Raw genomic sequence first — 19,762 nt, forward strand, 5'->3', positions numbered from 1 at the left:
ACGGACAACCGCGGCTCTGACAAGTACAACATGGCGCTGTCTAACCGCAGGGCGAAGTCTACTGTCCAGTACGTGATCTCCAAAGGCATTGCCAAGGCACGCATCTCCGGAGAAGGCTATGGCGAGAGCCAGCCTAAGGTAGACTGCGGCACAGGATGTACCGAAGAGCAGCACGCACAAAACCGCCGCTCGGAGTTCATCATCGTAAAGAAATAAGGATGTAACAAACCAATTTTCTATAGGAAAGCGGCCCCAATCGGGGCCGCTTTTTTGGTATGATAAATCACCGGTTGTATGAATTCAACCGCGATGCTGCAACTGCGTGAGCGATGGGAGCGGCATCCTGCCGCAGGGACGAAGGCAGACACAGCGCACAGCGCGGCCCGGCAGATGGCCGCTGCGAGGGAGGGGACACGCCAAAAAAATAAAAAAATAACAAGACCCCCGTTGATTTTAGAACGGGAATGATACTTACCAGCGAAGGTTAATTGATCTATACGAACAAAGGCTTGTATTTCATGCGGTGCTTATAGAGCAGTATACCATTCATTACGACTACCAATATGGCAGTACCAATGGAAGGTACATCCAGGAAAAGATGGAAAAACAGGATATTAAGGGAAAGAGGCACAAGAAGCAGAAGCACAAAAGGTACCCATTTTTTTACAAGAAGCAGCAAGCCGATAAGTATTTCGAAAACCGCCACAATGGTAAGCACATAACCAGTACTGGCGAGCGATTCCATGAAGCTGGCGGCCTCAGGCGAAGGCTGCGGAAGAGGAATGAAAGAATAAAGTTTGTTGGCTCCAAAGGCAATCAGGATAAGCCCAAGCAATATCCTTACGATTTTTGTAAATTGTGAATTCATAGATGTAAAGTTTTAACATATGGTATATTCTTAAACAATACTAAAGTTAATAAATTATTTATCAATATTTTAAGAAATTTGGCGCAATAAAAAATCCCCGCTAAAAAGGCAGGGATCATTATTACCGGGAAAATCTGCTTATTCTATAACAACTGAAAAATTAACCTGTGTGTCAGTACCTCCTCCGGCATTGGCCATATTACCACCGGCTACACCTTCGGCATCTTTATCCGGGTGGTGTTTCAGGGTTATCGTCAGGCTGCCAGCGCCGGGTGCAACCGATGCGGTATAAACACACATCAATCCTATAGGGTTGCCGTTTTCGTCCTGGTCTGCGTATGTAAATGTACCTATGCCGCTGTGCTGGAAGAAAATCTGGTGGTGGTCGCCCTCCTGCTGTATTTCCGCTGTAATATCCTCTAACGGGGTTGCCAGTTCGTTAAGAAAGTGAACCATTCCATCATAAACCGTTCCCGCCTTAAAATTCCCTGAGACCGATACTACAGGCGCATCCGGCCCGTTGCCATCCAGGTCGCGGGAGGTAAGCACAACCGGCGTGCCCCCATCCTGAGGGGTAAATGTCGCCGTTACAGTTGTAATAACCTCTTCTTCATTAACGGGGCCACTGCTGTCATCGCTGCTGCATGAAGACAGGGATGTTATAATAATTAGTGATAAAGCTAAGATCCTGAAATTTTTCATTGTAAAATATTTAATGATTAATAATTGAATTTTAATTGCAATTGAAAGTTGCGTCCCAAATCGTCGGTGTATAAACGCTGGCGGTTCAGGTAGTCGCGATATGCTGAATTGAAAATGTTATTGACGGAAAAGTTGACCGATGCCGTAGCCTTTCCAAGCGGGAACTGCATGCCCGAAGCAAAATGAAGGAGGTGATAGCCGGGTGGCGGTGTGCTGATATCAACAAGCGTGGGCACCAACTCACCATTTACAGGCACATCGGCATAAAAGTTATTGTTGGGGTAGCGTGACTGAGCAAATACGGCTTCGCTACGCAGCTCTACGAACAGGCTATGCCATCCGGCACTATAGCGGATGGCATTATTGATGTTGAGCGATGGCATATCGATAAGCGGTTCATTACGTGTGGTGTTATCCGCATGGACATAAGCGAAATTGAAGCTGTGGCGAAAATGGCTGCTAATATCCCAATCGGTATGCAGGTCAAAACCGGCCATCACTACGTTGTCCTGCGCATAGTTGTACACAGGAAACGTACCGCGAATGGTATATTCTACACCTGTGGGATTAAGGTAGATGAAATTGCGTATTGCATTGAGGTAAGGCATTGCCTCCAGACTGAAGCTTCCTCCCTGTTTTAGCAATGTTGCTGAGAGCTTGAATGACTGTTCCTTTTTTATGCCGAGGCTACCCAACTCGATGGTACCGTTGCTGTGGTGCAGCCCGTCACTGAAAAGCTCAGATGGGTTCGGGTTGCGCATAGCCAGCCCGGCATTCGACAAAAGATCCAAATCTTTTGAAAGTCGTTTTCGAATGCCCAGGCTTGCCGAAATGTTGTGGTAGGTAAACTGCGGATTGGTAAGCCACTGCGTGCCGTAATCAGCTATAATAAAATGGTCATATATGCCATCATAGCCGAGGTTATTCCAGCGTGTTTTCTGGTAATACTTAGTGGCCGATATACGCGAAAAATCATAGCGCAGGCCTGCTTCGCCACTTAATGTTTCCGAAAAGGAATGCGACACAATGCCGTATGCCCCCCCATCATATCTGTCATAAGTAGGTATCAGCGGGCGCACACCGGTATCCGGGCTGGCATTGTTGAACTGCATCGAGGCACTAAGCCCGGCTTTAAAATCAGTTTCACTCCCCTGTTTTTTCCAGTCGGCATTTACCGAGTGGGTTGCCAGCTCGAGATCGAGCGCCGGGATATTGGCAAAGTCGCCGCGCCTCATGTCATACTCCTTGCGATTATTAAGCTGGAAGGCGTATTGCAATGCGATCGATGCATTACCTTGTAACTGCTTATTGAAATTGGCATTCGCCAAATGGTGCTGCACTTCCTGCTTCGGCGAACCAATAGTATGAGTAAACGGCTCCGTTACATCGGGCTGCCCGTTGTTGATGGCCCGCACCAGGTCGGCCACGTTACCGATGTGTGTTGCCCGGGCGATCCCAATCACAGCATTATAAAAACTGTACGAAACCGAAGCATCATAGCTCTCGCCCAGATATTTGACATCGCCTGCAACGTTGGCCTCACGGTTGCCGGTATTCGACAGGACATAGTCCGGCGCTTCGCGATCGCCCAGGTATTTAAAGGTCCCCCCTGCATTCCATGCCCAAGCCTTACCGCTGCCTTTGTGCAGTGATGAGGAGATGCCCCCTCCCCTGCCATTGGAATCGGCAGTTAAAATTGTTCGTCCGAACAGGGTGTCCTGAACTACCGAAACCGGCTCGACCAATACCAGTCCGCCAATGGCATCGCCGCCATACTGTAAGGCCGATGCGCCCTTTATAACCGATACCCTTCCGGCGGAGTTGATGTCGAGATTCGGAGCGTGTTCGGTACCCCACTGCTGGTCTTCCAGGCGAACGTTATTGGAAAAGACCGGCACACGGCTGCTGTGCAGCCCATTGATGACAGGCTTTACGATTGTGCTTCCTGTTTTGAGGGAATACACCCCGGCGACTTCCTTTAACGCGTCGCCCAAAGAAGCATTGCTGTATTTCTCGAGGGTTTCGGTTTTGAGCCGCTGCCCGTAGATGGTCGTTTTCGGTGCGACATTGCTTTCGGTGATGACCACTTCTTCCAACTGCATCGATTCGGGCTTCAATACCGCATCGAGGCGTACATCGGCATACACGTCCACAACGGTATCCAGCGTTTTATAGCCGATATAGGAAATGACGACGCGCTGCCTTCCGGAAGGAACGTGGGGCACTTCGTAATTGCCGTCGGGGGCACTGGTGCCGTGCAGCTGGCCTATGTGGATATGGGCACCGTCGAGGGGTATGTTGTTGGGCGCAGCTACTTTCCCGCTAATGGCCTGTTGGGAATAGCCGCACCAGCTTCCTGCCAAAAAGGCAAGGAGGAGGATGTGAATTCGCATGGATTATTTTCGTTCGGATAATATTTGCGTCCAGGGTTATTTCGCAAAGACGCGCAAAGAATCTCAAAGTCACACAAAGAAATAAGCCCGCAAAAACCCTTTGTGGATTTTGTGTCTTCTTTGTGAACCTTTGTGGAAAACTTAAACGAACGAAGGCGGCCCCCTGAGCGCAAACAGGCTTCCGGCAAATGCCGGGCTACCCTCTATACTGCTAAAAGTATAGGGTATGGCCTTAAAAGGGAAGTCGAACCTGAGGCAGAATTCCTGTGGCGCGACAAAGTAGTCAAAATGGAAATCACACACGGAGCAGTCATCTTCTTCATGGCCATGGCTGTCCATACCGAAGTGCTTTGCTTCTTTCTTGTAGGTGTGATGATGACCTGACTCCGCAAAGTGCTTGTGGCTAAATGCATGAAAAGACTGGTAAGCCGTTGCAAGGAGTACAACAGCCATAAGGGCCAGGTTGAATATGGCGAACTTTCTTTTCATTACGGCAAAGGTAAATGAAAAAGGATTACAAAATGCAATTATGTTGCAATTAGGAAAATTTTAGGGATTATTCGAAGGAAGTTTTATAATATTTGAATTTTTAGTCCAATCCCCATTTTCATAAACGTCCTCATAACCCCTCACAACAAACGAATTATCATCAATCCATCGAATCTCATCAATTGCAAAGTCATGAGATTCGTAAATCCTGTATTCCCGCAAGTAATCATCGGGGTTAGCTTTGTTGCCGATTTGCACAACACATATTGTACAGTCCTTATGATCGTACATCCAGTTATCATAATAAACCATGTATTTATTATTGATAGACGGCAACGGTAATTCAACAGGCACATCACCGATAGACACAATGCCATATTCCTTATCTGTAATACTGTCAATCAATACCAATTTACCAAAACCCATACTCTCACCCGTCCAATTCGATGTAATTGCAAATAATTTCAAACCAGGGTAATAGCCCAGATACTCATGACCCTCATGGCCTCTCACACCACCGTAATCGCGATAAAGGTCGAACACATGTCTCTTTTTCCATGTTTGTATGGCAAACTCCTCATCACCCATGTCAATTTGCGGCATAGTCCTGACGCTGTCTTTGGGAACTTTATGGAATTCACTTTCACGAATTTCAATGAATTCAAGTTTTGGTAACTTTTCATAATCCTCCATCCATCCGACTTCATAATCGTATTTTTTCACAGGGAGGCCTTCTTCCGTTTTTTGAGGAATGGCAACTGAATCAGCCATTGATGCAGGGGCTTGCCCTGAAACAGGATGCTTTTTGCAGGACAAAACAGAAATAAGTGAGAACAATCCAATACACTCCACTTTCTTCATAAACAATTTGCTTAAGATTCACCATACTTTACATGAGGCTATAAATATACTTTAAATTCAACTTCCATCTCCCTTTATCCCAATTACCCCAAAAATTTAAAACATCCCTACAAATCCCCTCAAAACCAAACCAAAAATTAAAATTCAACACTTAAATAAGCATTTCCTAAAGAGAGTTTAAAAAAATATGAGTAATTTCACGCACTCAAAATTTTCGCAGTTTGAAAAGCAACACTAAACTATTCATAGCCATACTCGCAGGCCTCGTTTTGGGGGTAGGGCTTGGCTATTTTGTTTACAAAGGCTACACGAAAGAAGAAGCTAAGGAGTTTGCCACCAGTATAAAATTATTGGGTACCATTTTCATCCGCATGGTGCAGATGATCATCGCGCCGTTGGTATTTTCTACCCTTGTGGTGGGCATTGCCAAAATGGGCGACATGAAGCTGGTGGGCCGTGTAGGCGCCAAGGCTATGGGCTGGTTCCTTTCGGCATCGCTTATATCGCTGCTGCTGGGAATGGTTTTGGTCAACTGGCTGGCGCCGGGCAAGGACACCAAGGTAACCATGGAGAGCGTTGCCTCTGCCGATGACCTTGTACAAAATGTTGATTCTTTTTCCCTTGAAAAATTTGTTACACACGTGGTGCCAAAAAGCATTGTGGAAGCCATGGCCACCAATGAGATACTGCAAATCGTAATTTTCTCCATACTGTTCGGCATTGGGCTTTCGTCCATCGGTGAAATTGCCAAGCCTGTCATCCGTGTACTCGACACCATATCGCATGCCATACTTAAAATGGTCAGCTACATCATGTGGGTAGCACCGTTTGGGGTATTCGGCGCCGTCGCAGCAGCAGTGGCGGTTTACGGTTTCGATATCTGGAAGCTGTATGCCAACTACCTTGCAGCATTTGCCTTTGGTATTCTGCTGCTGTGGGTACTGCTGCTTGCTGTAGGCTACCTCATACTGGGCAACCGCCTGTGGACATTGCTAAAAAGGCTGGCCAGCCCGTTGCTCATAGCCTTTTCAACCACCAGTAGCGAGGCCGTTTTCCCGAAACTTACCGAAGAACTTGAACGATTTGGCTGCGACCCTAAAATAGTTTCGTTCACTTTACCGTTAGGATATTCATTCAACCTCGACGGTAGCATGATGTACATGACTTTTGCGAGTATTTTTATCGCACAGGTATACGGCATCGACATGCCAATCGAGAAACAATTATTAATGCTGCTCGTGCTGATGCTGACCAGCAAAGGTGTTGCCGGTGTACCAAGGGCTTCGCTGATAGTGGTAGTGGCCACATGCGCCATGTTCGGCATACCGCCGGAAGGCATCGCGCTAATATTGCCCATCGACCACTTTTGCGATATGGCACGAAGCATGACCAACGTATTAGGAAACGCCCTGGCAACGAGCGCCGTGGACAAATGGGAAGCAAAGAACACTTAATCAATCATCAAACACACATATTTTATGGACAGTTTTCACTGGACGCAACTATTAAACCCTGAATTTTACATCAACCTTGAGGTAGGCGGGGTGCCGGTAGGCATCTACGTTGTACTATTTATCGTTTTTGCCGAAACAGGCCTTTTTGCAGGCTTCTTCCTTCCCGGAGACAGCCTTTTGTTCCTCGCGGGCATCTACAGCAACGAGCTTATGGCAACCGTTATGCCTATGGATAGTGATTTCCTGAATGTTGCCGTGCTTTCGGTATTCGTAGCGTTGGCGGGGATCGTGGGCAACACTTTCGGATATTGGTTCGGCGCGAAAAGCGGTACGTACCTGTACAAGAAAAAAGATACTTTCTGGTTTAAGAAGAAATACCTTATCCAATCGCAGGAATTCTTTGAAAAGCATGGTGGCAGGGCCATCATCTTTGCACGTTTCCTTCCCGTTATAAGGACTTTTGCACCCATCATCGCGGGTGTTGTGGGCATGGAAAAAAAGAGGTTCATGCTGTTCAATATCATCAGCTCTTTACTTTGGGCCTTTACACTGATATTTGCCGGGCACTATCTACAGGCGCTATTCCTGCAATGGTGGAATATCGACCTGAAATCATACATCGAGTATATCATTATCATTATCGTCCTTGTAACTACAGTACCGCTTGTGCTTAACGCCATAAAAGGCAACAGGGTGACCGAGCAGGAGGCCATTGAAGAGGCGACGGATGACGAAACCAACATCATGCCTAAATAAGGTGAAGCTTAGCTATTGGGAAATCGGGCACTGGTTTACAAATGTTGACTACACGATTGTGGGCAGTGGCATTGTAGGCCTGCATACCGCACTGCGGCTGCGTGAACGCTTTCCCGACAGTAAAATTCTCATCATCGAAAAAGGGCCGCTGCCCCAGGGTGCGAGCACCAAAAATGCCGGATTTGCTTGTTTTGGCAGCATCTCAGAAATCATTGCCGACCTGAGTAACCACACCGAGGAAGAGGTCATTTCCCTCATCCAAAAACGCTGGCAGGGCCTGCAACTGCTGCGCAAGCGATTGGGTGATAGCGCCATCGACTTTAAGCCATACGGCGGGTATGAACTCTTCCTGAAAGATGACACTGCCGGATACGAGGACTGCCTCCGGAAAATTCCTTTTGTGAACGAAGTGCTCAGGCCACTCTTTAAGGCCGATGTATTTGCAAAGGAAATCGATCGCTTTGACTTTAAGGGCATTCAGGAATATCTCGTGTTTAACCCGTTTGAAGGGCAGATCGATACCGGCCTGATGATGCAGGCGCTCCTGAAAGAAGCCGTTACACAAAACATCCTCATACTGAACAGCCAAAACGTTACCGCCTGCCAGGAAATGCAGGATGGCGTGCAGGTAGGCATCGGTGATTTCAGTTTTACCACAAAAAAACTGCTGTTTGCCACAAACGGTTTTGCCGGAGGCATCACAAAGGGTGCTGTTACGCCTGCACGCGCACAGGTACTTGTTACCGAACCAATTTCTAATCTCGACATACGCGGCACCTTCCATATTGACCGCGGGTATTACTACTTCAGGAACATCAACAACTGCATCCTTTTCGGCGGCGGGCGAAACCTTGATTTTGATGGTGAAACGACCACGGAATTCGGGCAGACGGAACTTATACAGAACCACCTTGAAACCCTGCTTAGTGAGGTGATCCTGCCCAATACAGAATTTACCGTTGCCCATCGCTGGAGCGGCATCATGGGTATGGGCAGCCATAAAAACCCAATCGTGCAACAGATATCGGACCATATTTATTGCGGTGTAAGGCTTGGCGGAATGGGTGTGGCCATAGGCAGCATTGTGGGTAAGGAACTGGCGGATTTGGTTTAACCTAATGCCCGTTACAGGGAACATTTTTTTGTTATATTGCACAACAATCATTAACGATAAATACACAATCATGAAAAAGACTTTTAAGCTATTTGCAGGAGTAATGCTGCTGTTGGCCATGTCGGCAACTACAGTTTCGGCACAGGAGAAGGACAGGGCCGGAGAGGGCGCCAAAGTGGTTACGACCGAGATGAAAACGCAGCTTTCGCTGAACGACGGCCAGTATGCCAAAGTAATGGACATCAACAAAACCTTCCTGCAAAAAGCGGCTGAAGCCGAAAAGGTGACCAACGCTACCGACAAAGCAAAAAAACTAAAAACACTGACCGACGACAGGGATGCAAAACTGAAATCTGTACTTAACGAAACACAATACAAAACCTACCAGGCAGGAAGGGCAGCCAATGCCAAAAAACTGAGGACTTATTACCAATAATCAATAGGAAATATTTAAATTTTTACATGAAAAAATTCATTAAGGCCATTGCTGTTGTGGCCCTTATTTCAACAGCATCTTGTTCTGATACACCTGTAGAAGTTACAGCTTCAGACATTTGCACCGAAGAATATAAGGATGTTTTGGTAACTACAGAAGGCATTGTACGCTTACCAGACAGTTTTTACACTACGGGCGGGACGGTAACCATGGATTTGGAAGCCCCGGCCGGAAAATACAGGCTGCCTAAGATTGCTATCCTCACATGGAACAAAGACAAAGAGCAAAAAAATATGATGGAACCCCTCGAGAACGGCTTTTCCGATGAGGATGTTAAGATCTACGATGACAAAGGTCAATTAGTAAAGTTGGGCGACAAGATACGCGTTACCGGCAAAGTGAGTGGTGCCGCCAAAGATTGGTGCGACATTTTTGTAGATAAAATAGAAAAGGTGAATTAATCTGACGTCATTTATAATCCCGCTTCGGCGGGATTTTTTGTAAACCCCAATGACTGGCCATTAATATACCTTTAAGCATTTTGGCACGATTTTTACTACTTTAAACCATCAACCTTTAAATTTTACACCATGAAAAAACTACTTCACGTTACGGGGATTTTCATAACATTGTTTCTTTTTACTACAGGGATGTCAGCGCAGGAACGCAGCCCGGAAAGCGGCGCCAAACTAATGTCTGAAAACATGAAGGAAAAACTGGCGCTCGACGACAGCCAATACCAAAAAGCCTATGATGTTAACCTTGAATTCCTGAATGCTGCAAAGGCCCTGAAAGAATCGGAAGGCAGGAAACTTGAAAAAGCAAAAAAACTCAAAACACTCAGTGAAGAAAGAGATAAAAAAATGAAGGCTTTTTTATCCGAAAACCAATACTCCGTCTATCTGCAAATTAAAGAGGAAAACAAGGTAAAAATCAAAAAAATCAGAGCCGAAAGACATTAAAATATAGAAAAGAACCTTCTTTGTTTGCTATAAATCATAACATCCTGATTACCTTGACTTAACAAAATGTTAAAGAGTATTAAGATTTTGAGGTATTGGTTTACTTTCGCGGTATGGAGGATACCCCGATTTTTTCCAACACTTGTGGCATTCTATTTAATGACAAAGTAATTTTCGGATTCGTCAATGGCGAAAAGGAAATTTTATTATCTGAAATTAAGCATGCTCGATTCCGGGAGAAGATAACAGCAGGCTTTTGGCTGCTTATCGTGTTGCCGTTACCGCTCTATGCAGCGCTCGACTATATATATAATTACAATGGCTTGCTGAGGCTCGCAGGCTATTGCTTTGCAGGATTGGTTTCATGCCTTGCGTATTACTACGCCAAAAAGAAGTACCAAATTATTATAGAAATGATCAATGGCTCCACGTTTAAGATACGGGTTTCGGAAGACAACAAAAAAGACGCCTCCAAATTCATAGACAACCTGACCAAAGCGATTGAAAAATAAAAAAATCCCGAAGCTGAATGGCTTCGGGATTTCTATTTTACAGGACACAAAGCTTATTTGATGTCCATCTTTTTAGCAAGTTCTTTTGGCAGCCCCCCTTTATTAAGGAGGATTGCAGTAGTTTTAAACTTCACAAAGTTCTTGCTCATATACATATACCCTTTATAGTCGTTAGAGGCACCCCATGAATTCTTTATGATGTAATACTCTTTGCCATTTTGGTCTTTTGTAAGGCCAACAATGTGCATCCCGTGATCATCCTGTGTCTGGTAGTTATCAAAAGCTGCCTGTCGCATATCTTCAGTAATTTCCATCTCCGGCTGCGGGCCTTTGAAGATGTTCTCTTTTTCTTCAGCTGTCATATCGGCAAAGTTTTTTGCAGGAATGTAGGCAACTCCATTCTTCCAGCTAAAGCCTTTCTCACTAACATCACCGGCCCAGCCTACTGTATAGCCGTTTTTAAGCGCATTGTCAATAATGGCGGTAAGATCGTTCATCTTTACGTTGTAAACCATGTCCAGCGACCAGTTATCCGGTACCATAAGGACAAACTTAGAGTAATATGGATATTCCTTGAACGAGGATATCTCCACATAATCATCCGGGTTGATGCCTACCACCTCTTTTGCAAAAGATTGCGGGGTATATTTTTTACCTTTGTAGTCAAAGCTTTGCGGCACTTCGCCAAGATAGCTGTCCAGCACTGCGGTGTATGCTTTTACCCAGTTTGGCGAAAGCTCACCGTTCGGGTTTTTCACGGCAGCCTCAAGCACGCCCTGTGCCATGGCCTGCATTTCGGCAAATTTATTGTTCGAAGTACCGTAGTTAAGGCCGGTATATACACTTTGCGGAAGCGCACCGTACTTGCGGTACATATTGATAACATCGTGCAGTGCACCACCATCGCCCAGGGTAATTGCACCGTGCATTTTCACATAGTTTTTCCCTTTCTCTACATAAGCATTACGCGCCGTGTATACCTGCGATATTTCGACAGGCTGCTTGCCCATGCGTATCATCTCCGACTCAAGGAATGAGTTGGCCGAATAGCTCCAGCAGGTACCGGATGATCCCTGGTTTTTTACAGGTGTATTCTCGATATTGATGACATCTGTGAATTTAAACGATTCCGCACTGTTAGCGCTTTGGTTATTCTTGAGCGAATTTACAAGGTAATCCTGTGCAAAACCCACCTGCACTCCCGCCAAAAGCAGTGTTGCTGCCAAAAACGGTTTTACTGAAAAATTGTACATAGTTTTGTATTTAGTTTAGTTACAATCAAGGCGCTAAAATACAGAAAATTTACAGAACCTTAACTTTTTATGAATATTCTACAATGTTTCCTTAAGCCACTTAAAGAACTCATTTTGCCACACCAATGCATTCTGCGGCTTGAGCACCCAGTGGTTTTCGTCCGGAAACAGGATAAAGCGGCTTTTAATGCCCTGCAGCTGTGCTGCCTGGAATGCCTCCTGTCCCTGCCCAATCGGTACGCGGTAATCTTTGCCGCCCTGGATAATTAGTATAGGGGTGTTCCATTTTGTTACCATGTTGATGGGATTAAATTTGCCGTACGTTTTTTGTGCAGCTGCATTATCTTTTTCCCAATAGGCTCCACCGGCATCCCAATTGTTGAAAAAAACTTCCTCGGTAGTACCATACATACTCTGCAGGTTGAACACCCCACAGTGTGAAATGAATGTCTTAAAACGGTTATTATGTATTCCCGCAAGGTAGAATACTGAGTAGCCGCCGTAACTCGCTCCTACAGCCGCCAAACGCGTTTTATCCACATATGCTTCTTTGGCTACATCATCAATTGCCGAAAGGTAATCGTCCATTACCTGCCCGCCCCAGTCCTTGCTAATGGCCTCGTTCCATTCCACACCATGGCCCGGCATACCCCGGCGGTTAGGCGCCACTACGATATAGCCCTGCCCTGCCATTACCTGAAAGTTCCAACGGTAGGAATAAAATTGCGTCAAAGCAGATTGCGGCCCGCCCTGGCAGTATAGTATTGTCGGATATTTCTTTTTAGCGTCAAAATCCGGAGGGAGGATCACCCATACCAGCATCTTTTTTCCGTCGGTGGTTGTTACATAACGTTTCTCCGTCTTGCTCATTTTGATACCTGAATAGAACTTGTCATTTACTTTGCTCAGCTGGGTCCAGACTTTCTTCTTCGGATCAAAACTGTAAATCTCAGTAGCATGGTTCATATCGGCCCGCTCCACAATGATCTTTCCCCCGGCAAAGTCCACTACACTGTTTACGTCAAAGTAACCGTCCGTAATCTGTGTTACCTTAACCGCAATCTTCGTAAGCCCAGGGAAGTTCACTTCAAACAATTGCTTGGTACCGTCTACTGCGGCAATAAAATATACTTTCTTGCCATCTGCGCTCCATGTAAAGCTGTCTGCCGTACCATCCCATCCGGCGGTAAGGTTAATGTCAACCCCCTTATGGCGTACAATGATGTCATTCTTGTCGGCCTCGTAGCCATCACGCTTCATCTGCAGCCATGTCAGGTCGCCATTCGGTGAAAAGGCAGGATTGGTATCATACCCCGGATTGTTAGGCGTAAGGTTCTTTGTCTGTTTTGTGGCAAGGTCGTACTGGTACAGGTCGGTATTGGTGCTTATGGCATACTCCGTACCCGCTTTTTTCTTTGCTACATAAATGATGCTTTTGCCATCCGGCGACCATGTATAATCTTCTTCCCCGCCAAAAGGCTTTTGGGGAGAATCATACGGTTCGTTCGGCATGATGTCGACGAAACCATCCTTATTATCGACAGGCGCGTAGCCCACATGGTTGTGTGTGCCGTCATTCCAGGTATCCCAATGGCGGTAGTCCAAGCCATCGTACACTTGTGCGGTCGACTTGTCCAACTCGGGATAAAAATCGGAACCATTCACTTTTCCAACCTTAATTTCTTTGTGCGTAAGTTGCCATTTGCCATCCGGCGAAAGATACTTGTCTTTCAGCAGTTCCTTATATTCTTTTACTTCCGTTGGAGCACCTCCGCCCACCGGAATCGTGTAGAACTTTGAGTCCGATTTGTTTTCCGCAACATTGGGCGTCGAAACTTTATAAACAATACTTTTGCCGTCTTTGGTAATGCCCAGAGCACTTACCCTGCCCACTTTCCAGAGCAGTTCGGGCGTCATGTGCTGCTGTGCCGAGGCCGATAATCCCATGATGCTGAAGGTTAACAATAAAATTTTTTTCATGATATGATTTGGTTACATAAAGTTTACCAAAAGTAAAACTATTGGACGGGATACGGAAACTATGACCCCTATAAAAAAATCCCGCTGAAGCGGGATTTTCATTATTGTTGTTCTTTCATATGGAAAGACTCCATGAATTTTGTGGTGTAGTTACCGGCTACATAATCCGGCTCATCCATCAGCTGCCTGTGGAACGGTATCGTGGTCTTGATGCCCTCAATAACAAACTCATCCAGTGCACGTTTCATTTTGTTGATAGCTTCCTGCCTTGTCTGCGCCGTGGTGATCAGTTTAGCGATCATTGAGTCGTAGTTTGGCGGGATGGTATAGCCAGAATATACGTGCGTGTCGAGCCTTACCCCATGGCCTCCCGGCATGTGCAGGGTAGTGATCTTGCCCGGCGACGGCCTGAAGTCATTGTACGGATCCTCGGCATTGATACGGCACTCAATGGAGTGTAGCTGCGGCAGGTAGTTTTTACCCGAAATTGGCACACCGGCAGCAACCAGTATCTGTTCGCGTATCAGGTCGTAGTCGATTACCTGCTCGGTAATCGGGTGCTCTACCTGTATGCGGGTATTCATTTCCATGAAGTAAAAGTTCCTGTGCTTGTCTACAAGGAATTCTACCGTACCGGCACCTTCATATTTAATGAACTCGGCAGCTTTTACGGCAGCCTCACCCATTTTTTCACGAAGCTCATCGGTCATGAATGGTGATGGTGTCTCTTCAGTCAGCTTCTGATGGCGGCGCTGTACAGAGCAGTCCCTTTCAGAAAGGTGGCACGCTTTACCGAATGAGTCGCCCACAACCTGTATTTCGATGTGGCGTGGCTCTTCGATAAGCTTTTCCATGTACATCCCGTCGTTTCCGAAAGAAGCTGCGGCCTCCTGCTTGGCGCTTTCCCATGCCTTCAGCAGGTCTTCCTGCTTCCACACGGCGCGCATGCCCTTACCACCACCACCGGCAGTAGCTTTAAGCATTACCGGGTAACCGAATTCGTCAGCAAGCTTTTCGGCATGCTCATATGAGTCCAAAAGTCCATCCGAACCCGGTACACAAGGCACGCCTGCCGCCTTCATGGTCGCTTTGGCCGTAGCCTTGTCACCCATTTTGTCGATCATGTCCGGCGAAGCCCCAATGAACTTGATGCCGTGCTCGGCACATATTTTTGAAAACTTGGCGTTTTCAGACAAAAACCCGTAGCCCGGGTGTATGGCATCTGCATTGGTAATTTCCGCAGCAGCAATAATGTTTGGTATTTTCAGGTAAGAAAGGTTGCTTGGCGGCGGGCCTATACAAACGGCTTCGTCAGCAAACTTTACGTGCAGGCTTTCCGCATCTGCAGTAGAATATACCGCAACGGTCTTAATGCCCATCTCCCTGCAGGTCCTTATCACGCGAAGCGCAATCTCTCCCCTGTTGGCAATTAATATCTTTTTGAACATTGTTTTCTATTTTAAATTTTGACCCGAGCCCGCAGGGCGAACTGAGCGAAGCTAATTATAAATTTTAAATTCTTTCAAATGCCTTTACATTCAGCACTTAAAATTCAACATTTAAAATAACCTACGATGGGTCAACAAGGAACAATGGCTGGTCAAACTCTACCGGAGATGCATCATCAACCAGTACTTTCACGATTTTTCCTGAAACTTCAGACTCGATCTCGTTGAACAGCTTCATAGCCTCGATAACACAAACAACATCTCCTTTAGAGATAGTACTGCCTACTTCAACAAAAACCGGCTTGTCCGGCGAAGGCTTTCTGTATAGTGTACCAATGATTGGCGACTTGATAGTTACAAATTTTGATGTGTCCTCAGCAGCAGCGACAGGTGCAGCCGGAGCGGCAGGTGCGGCAGCAACAGGAGCTGCCTGCGCAACCGGAGCCTGGGCAACTGGCTGTCCCATTGGGATGTGCTGAACATAAGCCGTAGCCTCAGCAGCAGTATCAGTTGTTTTAATGGTGATCTTGAAGTCATCCATCTCCAGCTTAACTTCTGTAGCACCGGATTTTGCCACAAACTTGATCAGGTTTTGAATCTCTCTAATATCCATAATTTCCGAATTTTGTTAGGTTGTTTATTTTTTGTCGTATGCCCATTTAAGATAGATGGAACCCCATGTAAACCCACCTCCAAAAGAAGCGAATATAAGGTTGTCACCCTTTTTCAAAAGGTGTTCAAAATCATTCAGCAGCAAAGGCAGCGTTGCCGAAGTTGTATTTCCGTATTTCTCAATGTTGATCAATACTTTAGATTCGTCAAGCCCCATGCGCGAAGAAGTAGCATCAATGATCCTTTTGTTCGCCTGGTGTGCTATCAGCCAGTCAACATCCTCATGATTAAGGTTATTGCGCTGCATGATTTTTTCACTTACATCTGCCATGTTAGATACCGCATATTTGAACACGGTTTTCCCATCCTGGAACACATAATGCTGTCCGTTGTCAATCGTTTCGTGCGAAGCAGGCAATAAGGAACCTCCTGCTTCTATTTTAAGGAATTCGCGACCAATGCCGTCACTCCTCAATATCTCATCCTGAAGGCCAAGGCCTTCTTCATTTGGCTCAAACAATGCTGCACCGGCACCGTCGCCAAAGATGATGCAGGTAGCCCTGTCGGTATAGTTAATGATTGATGACATTTTATCGGCGCCTATCAAAAGGACCTTTTTATAACGGCCTGACTGTATGTAGGCTGCAGCGGTACTCATCCCGTAAAGAAAACTTGAGCATGCCGCCTGGAGGTCATAGGCAAAAGCATTTACAGCGCCAATTTCGGTTGCCACATATACAGCGGTTGCCGCAACAGGCATATCAGGCGTTGCTGTAGCAACAAGCACCATGTCAATGTCCTCAGGATTAGTTCCGCTTTTCTTCAGCAGGTCTTCTGCTGCTTTTATAGCTAAAAAGGATGTCCCTTTGTCTTTATCTTTCAGAATGCGCCTTTCTTTAATACCGGTACGTGTGGTAATCCATTCGTCATTGGTCTCTACCATCGTTTCAAGAAGCTTGTTGGAAAGTACAAACTCAGGCACATAAGCACCCACTGCGGTAATGGCGGCTGTTATTTTACTCATAGGATAAATCTTTCAATTCTGGTGAAGGAATTTGAAAAGTGGTTGAAATTACAAAAAAAAATATAAATCGAACTTAATAAAGCCGTGTTAGTCAAAAATAAATGGTTGTTAACAAAAAAACTCTCACGTTGTGAGAGTTTTACCCATATATCTTAAAGCAATTAAGCAACCGCTTCTTGTTTATCGATAACTACCTGGCCTCTGTAGTACATTTTACCTTCATGCCAGTAAGCCCTGTGGTACAAATGCGCCTCGCCTGTAGTTGGGCATGTAGCGATTTGAGGTACAGAAGCTTTATAGTGTGTCCTTCTTTTATCTCTTCTTGTTTTCGAGGTTTTTCTCTTAGGATGTGCCATTTTCTATATTATTTTATCCGTTTAACAGTTTTTTTAATTCGTCCCAACGGGGATCTGTATTTTCTTTTTGTTCTTCTTTCTTTACTTTCTCTTTCGGAGCAAGCTCGTTCAGTTTGTCTAATATTTCGGTATCCAGCGTACCGTCCTTAATTCCCGGATGTACCCGTTTTGAAGGAACCGACAGTACGATCGATTCATAAATGTACTGTGCCACATCTACCTGGTATTCACCATGCGGCAGCACCAGTATCTCGTCATTGTCGTTGTTGAACTCATCACCAAATTTTACGATCAGCCTGAGCTTCCCTTTCACAGGCAGGTCAAAATCTTCATTGGTCAGGTCGCACGGAACATTCACCGTACCCTTATGCTTAAAATTGAGCTCAAGCATAGTGCTCATTTTCTCCAAAACCAGGCTAACTTTAATATCGACGTTGTTATACTCATCGAAACCAAAGTCATCAAAGAACTTTTTATCTATTTCAAACTCAAACTGGTGCTTTCCTTGCTTCAACCCCACGAAAGGGATTAAAAAATCTTTATTCGCTTTCATTTCGCCAGTTTTTATCTATTTTTTCGAATAAAATGCCGCAACTCATTCATTACAACATATTTCGAGCGTGCAAAGATAGAAAATTATTGTAAACACAAAACCGTTATCCGTATTTTTTTTCTTCCTGCTTTTCCCTGATCTTCAAAGGGTTTTTGCTTATTTCCTTATAAACCGCCCTGTTTTGGTACACATCCAGCGCCAGATAAACCGCTTCTTTAAACGAATTATGGTCGGCCTGTCCCTTACCCGCTATCTCATAGGCGGTTCCGTGGTCGGGCGATGTACGTATCGCCTCAAGCCCGGCTGTATAGTTTACCCCATTACCAAATGACAGCGTCTTGAACGGTATCAGCCCCTGGTCGTGGTAGGCCGCAATCACGGCATCATATTTTTCATATTGCCCGCTGCCAAAAAAGCTGTCAGCAGAAAAAGGGCCAAACACATGCACACCCTCTTCAAATAATTTCTTCAGCGCAGGCTTAACTACCTGATCGTCCTCCTTGCCTATCACGCCATTGTCTCCGCTGTGCGGGTTTACGCCCAGCATGGCAATCTTCGGTTTGCTTATGGCAAAATCCTGTTTAAGGGTTTTATTAATGGTCAGCATCTTCTTGCGGATGAGCTCTTCGGTAAGATGAGCAGAAACCTCGTTTACCGGGATATGATCGGTAAGCAGCCCCACACGAAGATCATCCTGAACCATCAGCATCAACGCATCTCCTTCCAACTGCTGATCGAGGTAATCGGTATGGCCCGGGAATTTGAACTCTTCCGACTGGATATTATACTTGTTGATGGGCGCAGTAACCAGCACATCAATAAAACCTTCCTTTAATGCAGCAACTGATTCAGTAAACGACTTTATAGCATACTGCCCGGCAGCTTCATCATTTTTTCCGAACTCGATATTGTATGGTTCCTTCCAAACGTTCAGCACATTGATCTTTCCAATAACCAATTGCGACAAGCTATCAATGCCATGCAGGTTGCAGGTAAGCTCAAGGGTTTTCTTTACGAAAGACAAAGTTTTCACATTGGCAAAGATTACCGGAGTACAAAATTCGAGCATGCGGCTGTCCTCAAAAGTTTTCAGGATTACCTCTGCCCCAATGCCGTTAAGGTCGCCTACAGATATTCCCAGTATTACATTCTCTGCCTTTTTTGTCATGATGCTTATTATTGCGTAATTTTGAAGCTACAAATTTAGCAAAATAAATCAGCATGTTTACAGGAATAATAGAAGCATCTGGCACTATACAGAAAATAGAGCAGGATAACAGCAATTACCACATAACCATCTCCTCTCCCATTACCCATGAGCTTAAGATCGACCAGAGCGTTTCGCACGATGGCGTATGCCTTACAGTGGTGGCCATAGATGACAGAAACTATACTGTGACCGCAATTAAGGAAACACTCGACAAGACCAACCTGAAGGGTTGGCACGAAGGCGGCATCGTAAACCTGGAGCGTGCCATGAAGCTGGGCGACCGACTTGACGGGCATATCGTACAGGGCCATGTGGACCAAACCGGCATCTGCTCGTCTGTAGAGGAAGCGGGCGGCAGTTGGTATTTTACCTTTGGCTATGATAAGACGCAGAATAACATTACCATCGAAAAAGGCTCCATTACTGTGAATGGGGTGAGTCTCACGGTGGTAAACTCTAAAGAGCATGAGTTTAGCGTAGCAATCATACCATACACTTACGAGCACACCAATTTTAAGAACATACAGCCGGGTACTATAGTCAACCTTGAGTTTGACGTAGTGGGCAAGTATGTAGCAAGGCTGCATGCGCTGAGGGCATAGGCTAAAAGCCGAAGGCTGGGGCCTTTGCATGAAATAACTGCCACTATTTCCATAAAATCAAAAAAGGGGCTGTCTCAAAAGTGAGGCAGCTCTAATTTTTTAAACAAATAAGGGAGCCCGAGGGCTCCCTATATTCTGCAAGTTTGTTAACTTGCGGTGTGTATAATAAATCAAAAG

The 19,762-nt window shown here is 45.6% G+C and carries 22 protein-coding genes; 9 read left to right on the forward strand and 13 right to left on the reverse strand.

Going from position 1 to position 19,762, the window contains the following annotated elements; all coding sequences use genetic code 11:
* Positions 1 to 216: OmpA family protein (locus tag OGH69_RS17790; protein ID WP_265175850.1), on the forward strand; the 216-nt coding region annotated here is incomplete at its 5' end.
* Positions 217 to 493: 277 nt separating this feature from the next.
* On the opposite strand, the gene OGH69_RS17795 is transcribed toward OGH69_RS17790, so the two are convergent.
* From OGH69_RS17795 to OGH69_RS17815, 5 genes are all read right to left on the reverse strand, one after another.
* Entirely contained in the window at positions 494 to 868 is a 375-nt protein-coding gene (locus OGH69_RS17795) for a DoxX family membrane protein (RefSeq protein WP_265175851.1), read from the reverse strand.
* Positions 869 to 1,006: 138 nt separating this feature from the next.
* Positions 1,007 to 1,570 carry a type 1 periplasmic binding fold superfamily protein gene (locus OGH69_RS17800; protein WP_265175852.1) on the reverse strand — a complete coding sequence of 188 codons (564 nt, stop codon included), beginning with the start codon at positions 1,568 to 1,570 and terminating at the stop codon, positions 1,007 to 1,009.
* A gap of 17 nt (positions 1,571 to 1,587) precedes the next feature.
* Positions 1,588 to 3,963, reverse strand: a complete 2,376-nt coding sequence (locus OGH69_RS17805; protein ID WP_265175853.1) for a TonB-dependent receptor — start codon at positions 3,961 to 3,963, stop codon at positions 1,588 to 1,590.
* A gap of 141 nt (positions 3,964 to 4,104) precedes the next feature.
* On the reverse strand, positions 4,105 to 4,452 hold the full coding sequence (locus OGH69_RS17810; protein ID WP_265175854.1) for a hypothetical protein: 348 nt from the start codon (positions 4,450 to 4,452) through the stop codon (positions 4,105 to 4,107).
* 60 nt (positions 4,453 to 4,512) lie between these two features.
* Positions 4,513 to 5,313, reverse strand: coding sequence for a hypothetical protein (locus tag OGH69_RS17815; RefSeq protein WP_265175855.1), 801 nt, complete (start codon positions 5,311 to 5,313; stop codon positions 4,513 to 4,515).
* Between the two features lie 221 nt (positions 5,314 to 5,534).
* On the opposite strand from OGH69_RS17815, the gene OGH69_RS17820 reads away from it, so the two are divergent.
* The 7 genes from OGH69_RS17820 (at position 5,535) to OGH69_RS17850 (ending at position 10,547) form a co-directional block, all read left to right on the forward strand.
* Complete coding sequence (locus OGH69_RS17820; protein ID WP_265175856.1) at positions 5,535 to 6,767, forward strand: dicarboxylate/amino acid:cation symporter; 1,233 nt, start codon at positions 5,535 to 5,537, stop codon at positions 6,765 to 6,767.
* A 24-nt stretch (positions 6,768 to 6,791) separates the two neighbouring features.
* Positions 6,792 to 7,523 (forward strand): DedA family protein, encoded by a 732-nt coding sequence (locus OGH69_RS17825; protein ID WP_265175857.1) that lies wholly within the window; start codon positions 6,792 to 6,794, stop codon positions 7,521 to 7,523.
* Position 7,524: 1 nt separating this feature from the next.
* A complete protein-coding gene (locus tag OGH69_RS17830; RefSeq protein WP_265175871.1) occupies positions 7,525 to 8,637 on the forward strand; it encodes an NAD(P)/FAD-dependent oxidoreductase in 1,113 nt (370 codons plus the stop codon).
* A 70-nt stretch (positions 8,638 to 8,707) separates the two neighbouring features.
* Positions 8,708 to 9,073 carry a hypothetical protein gene (locus OGH69_RS17835; protein WP_265175858.1) on the forward strand — a complete coding sequence of 122 codons (366 nt, stop codon included), beginning with the start codon at positions 8,708 to 8,710 and terminating at the stop codon, positions 9,071 to 9,073.
* Positions 9,074 to 9,099: 26 nt separating this feature from the next.
* Positions 9,100 to 9,534 carry a hypothetical protein gene (locus OGH69_RS17840; protein ID WP_265175859.1) on the forward strand — a complete coding sequence of 145 codons (435 nt, stop codon included), beginning with the start codon at positions 9,100 to 9,102 and terminating at the stop codon, positions 9,532 to 9,534.
* A gap of 129 nt (positions 9,535 to 9,663) precedes the next feature.
* Positions 9,664 to 10,035 carry a hypothetical protein gene (locus OGH69_RS17845; protein ID WP_265175860.1) on the forward strand — a complete coding sequence of 124 codons (372 nt, stop codon included), beginning with the start codon at positions 9,664 to 9,666 and terminating at the stop codon, positions 10,033 to 10,035.
* 113 nt (positions 10,036 to 10,148) lie between these two features.
* On the forward strand, positions 10,149 to 10,547 hold the full coding sequence (locus OGH69_RS17850; RefSeq protein WP_265175861.1) for a hypothetical protein: 399 nt from the start codon (positions 10,149 to 10,151) through the stop codon (positions 10,545 to 10,547).
* Between the two features lie 53 nt (positions 10,548 to 10,600).
* Here OGH69_RS17850 and OGH69_RS17855 read toward each other — a convergent pair whose 3' ends face one another.
* From OGH69_RS17855 to pdxA, 8 genes are all read right to left on the reverse strand, one after another.
* Complete coding sequence (locus OGH69_RS17855) at positions 10,601 to 11,800, reverse strand: C1 family peptidase (RefSeq protein ID WP_265175862.1); 1,200 nt, start codon at positions 11,798 to 11,800, stop codon at positions 10,601 to 10,603.
* A gap of 78 nt (positions 11,801 to 11,878) precedes the next feature.
* A complete protein-coding gene (locus tag OGH69_RS17860) occupies positions 11,879 to 13,780 on the reverse strand; it encodes a S9 family peptidase (protein ID WP_265175863.1) in 1,902 nt (633 codons plus the stop codon).
* A gap of 101 nt (positions 13,781 to 13,881) precedes the next feature.
* Entirely contained in the window at positions 13,882 to 15,228 is a 1,347-nt protein-coding gene (gene accC / locus OGH69_RS17865) for an acetyl-CoA carboxylase biotin carboxylase subunit (protein WP_265175864.1), read from the reverse strand.
* Positions 15,229 to 15,349: 121 nt separating this feature from the next.
* Complete coding sequence (accB, locus tag OGH69_RS17870) at positions 15,350 to 15,841, reverse strand: acetyl-CoA carboxylase biotin carboxyl carrier protein (protein ID WP_265175865.1); 492 nt, start codon at positions 15,839 to 15,841, stop codon at positions 15,350 to 15,352.
* A gap of 24 nt (positions 15,842 to 15,865) precedes the next feature.
* Positions 15,866 to 16,864 (reverse strand): beta-ketoacyl-ACP synthase III, encoded by a 999-nt coding sequence (locus OGH69_RS17875; protein WP_265175866.1) that lies wholly within the window; start codon positions 16,862 to 16,864, stop codon positions 15,866 to 15,868.
* A 161-nt stretch (positions 16,865 to 17,025) separates the two neighbouring features.
* On the reverse strand, positions 17,026 to 17,220 hold the full coding sequence (rpmF, locus tag OGH69_RS17880; RefSeq protein WP_265175867.1) for a 50S ribosomal protein L32: 195 nt from the start codon (positions 17,218 to 17,220) through the stop codon (positions 17,026 to 17,028).
* 13 nt (positions 17,221 to 17,233) lie between these two features.
* Positions 17,234 to 17,773 carry a YceD family protein gene (locus tag OGH69_RS17885; RefSeq protein WP_265175868.1) on the reverse strand — a complete coding sequence of 180 codons (540 nt, stop codon included), beginning with the start codon at positions 17,771 to 17,773 and terminating at the stop codon, positions 17,234 to 17,236.
* A 103-nt stretch (positions 17,774 to 17,876) separates the two neighbouring features.
* A complete protein-coding gene (gene pdxA, locus OGH69_RS17890) occupies positions 17,877 to 18,941 on the reverse strand; it encodes a 4-hydroxythreonine-4-phosphate dehydrogenase PdxA (protein WP_265175869.1) in 1,065 nt (354 codons plus the stop codon).
* A gap of 53 nt (positions 18,942 to 18,994) precedes the next feature.
* Here pdxA and OGH69_RS17895 point away from each other — a divergent pair, with 53 nt between their 5' ends.
* Complete coding sequence (locus OGH69_RS17895; RefSeq protein ID WP_265175870.1) at positions 18,995 to 19,585, forward strand: riboflavin synthase; 591 nt, start codon at positions 18,995 to 18,997, stop codon at positions 19,583 to 19,585.
* Positions 19,586 to 19,762: the final 177 nt, after the last annotated feature.

The sequence above is a fragment of the Flavobacterium sp. MFBS3-15 genome (assembly GCF_026107645.2).
In the GTDB taxonomy this organism is placed as follows: Bacteria; Bacteroidota; Bacteroidia; order Flavobacteriales; family Flavobacteriaceae; genus Flavobacterium.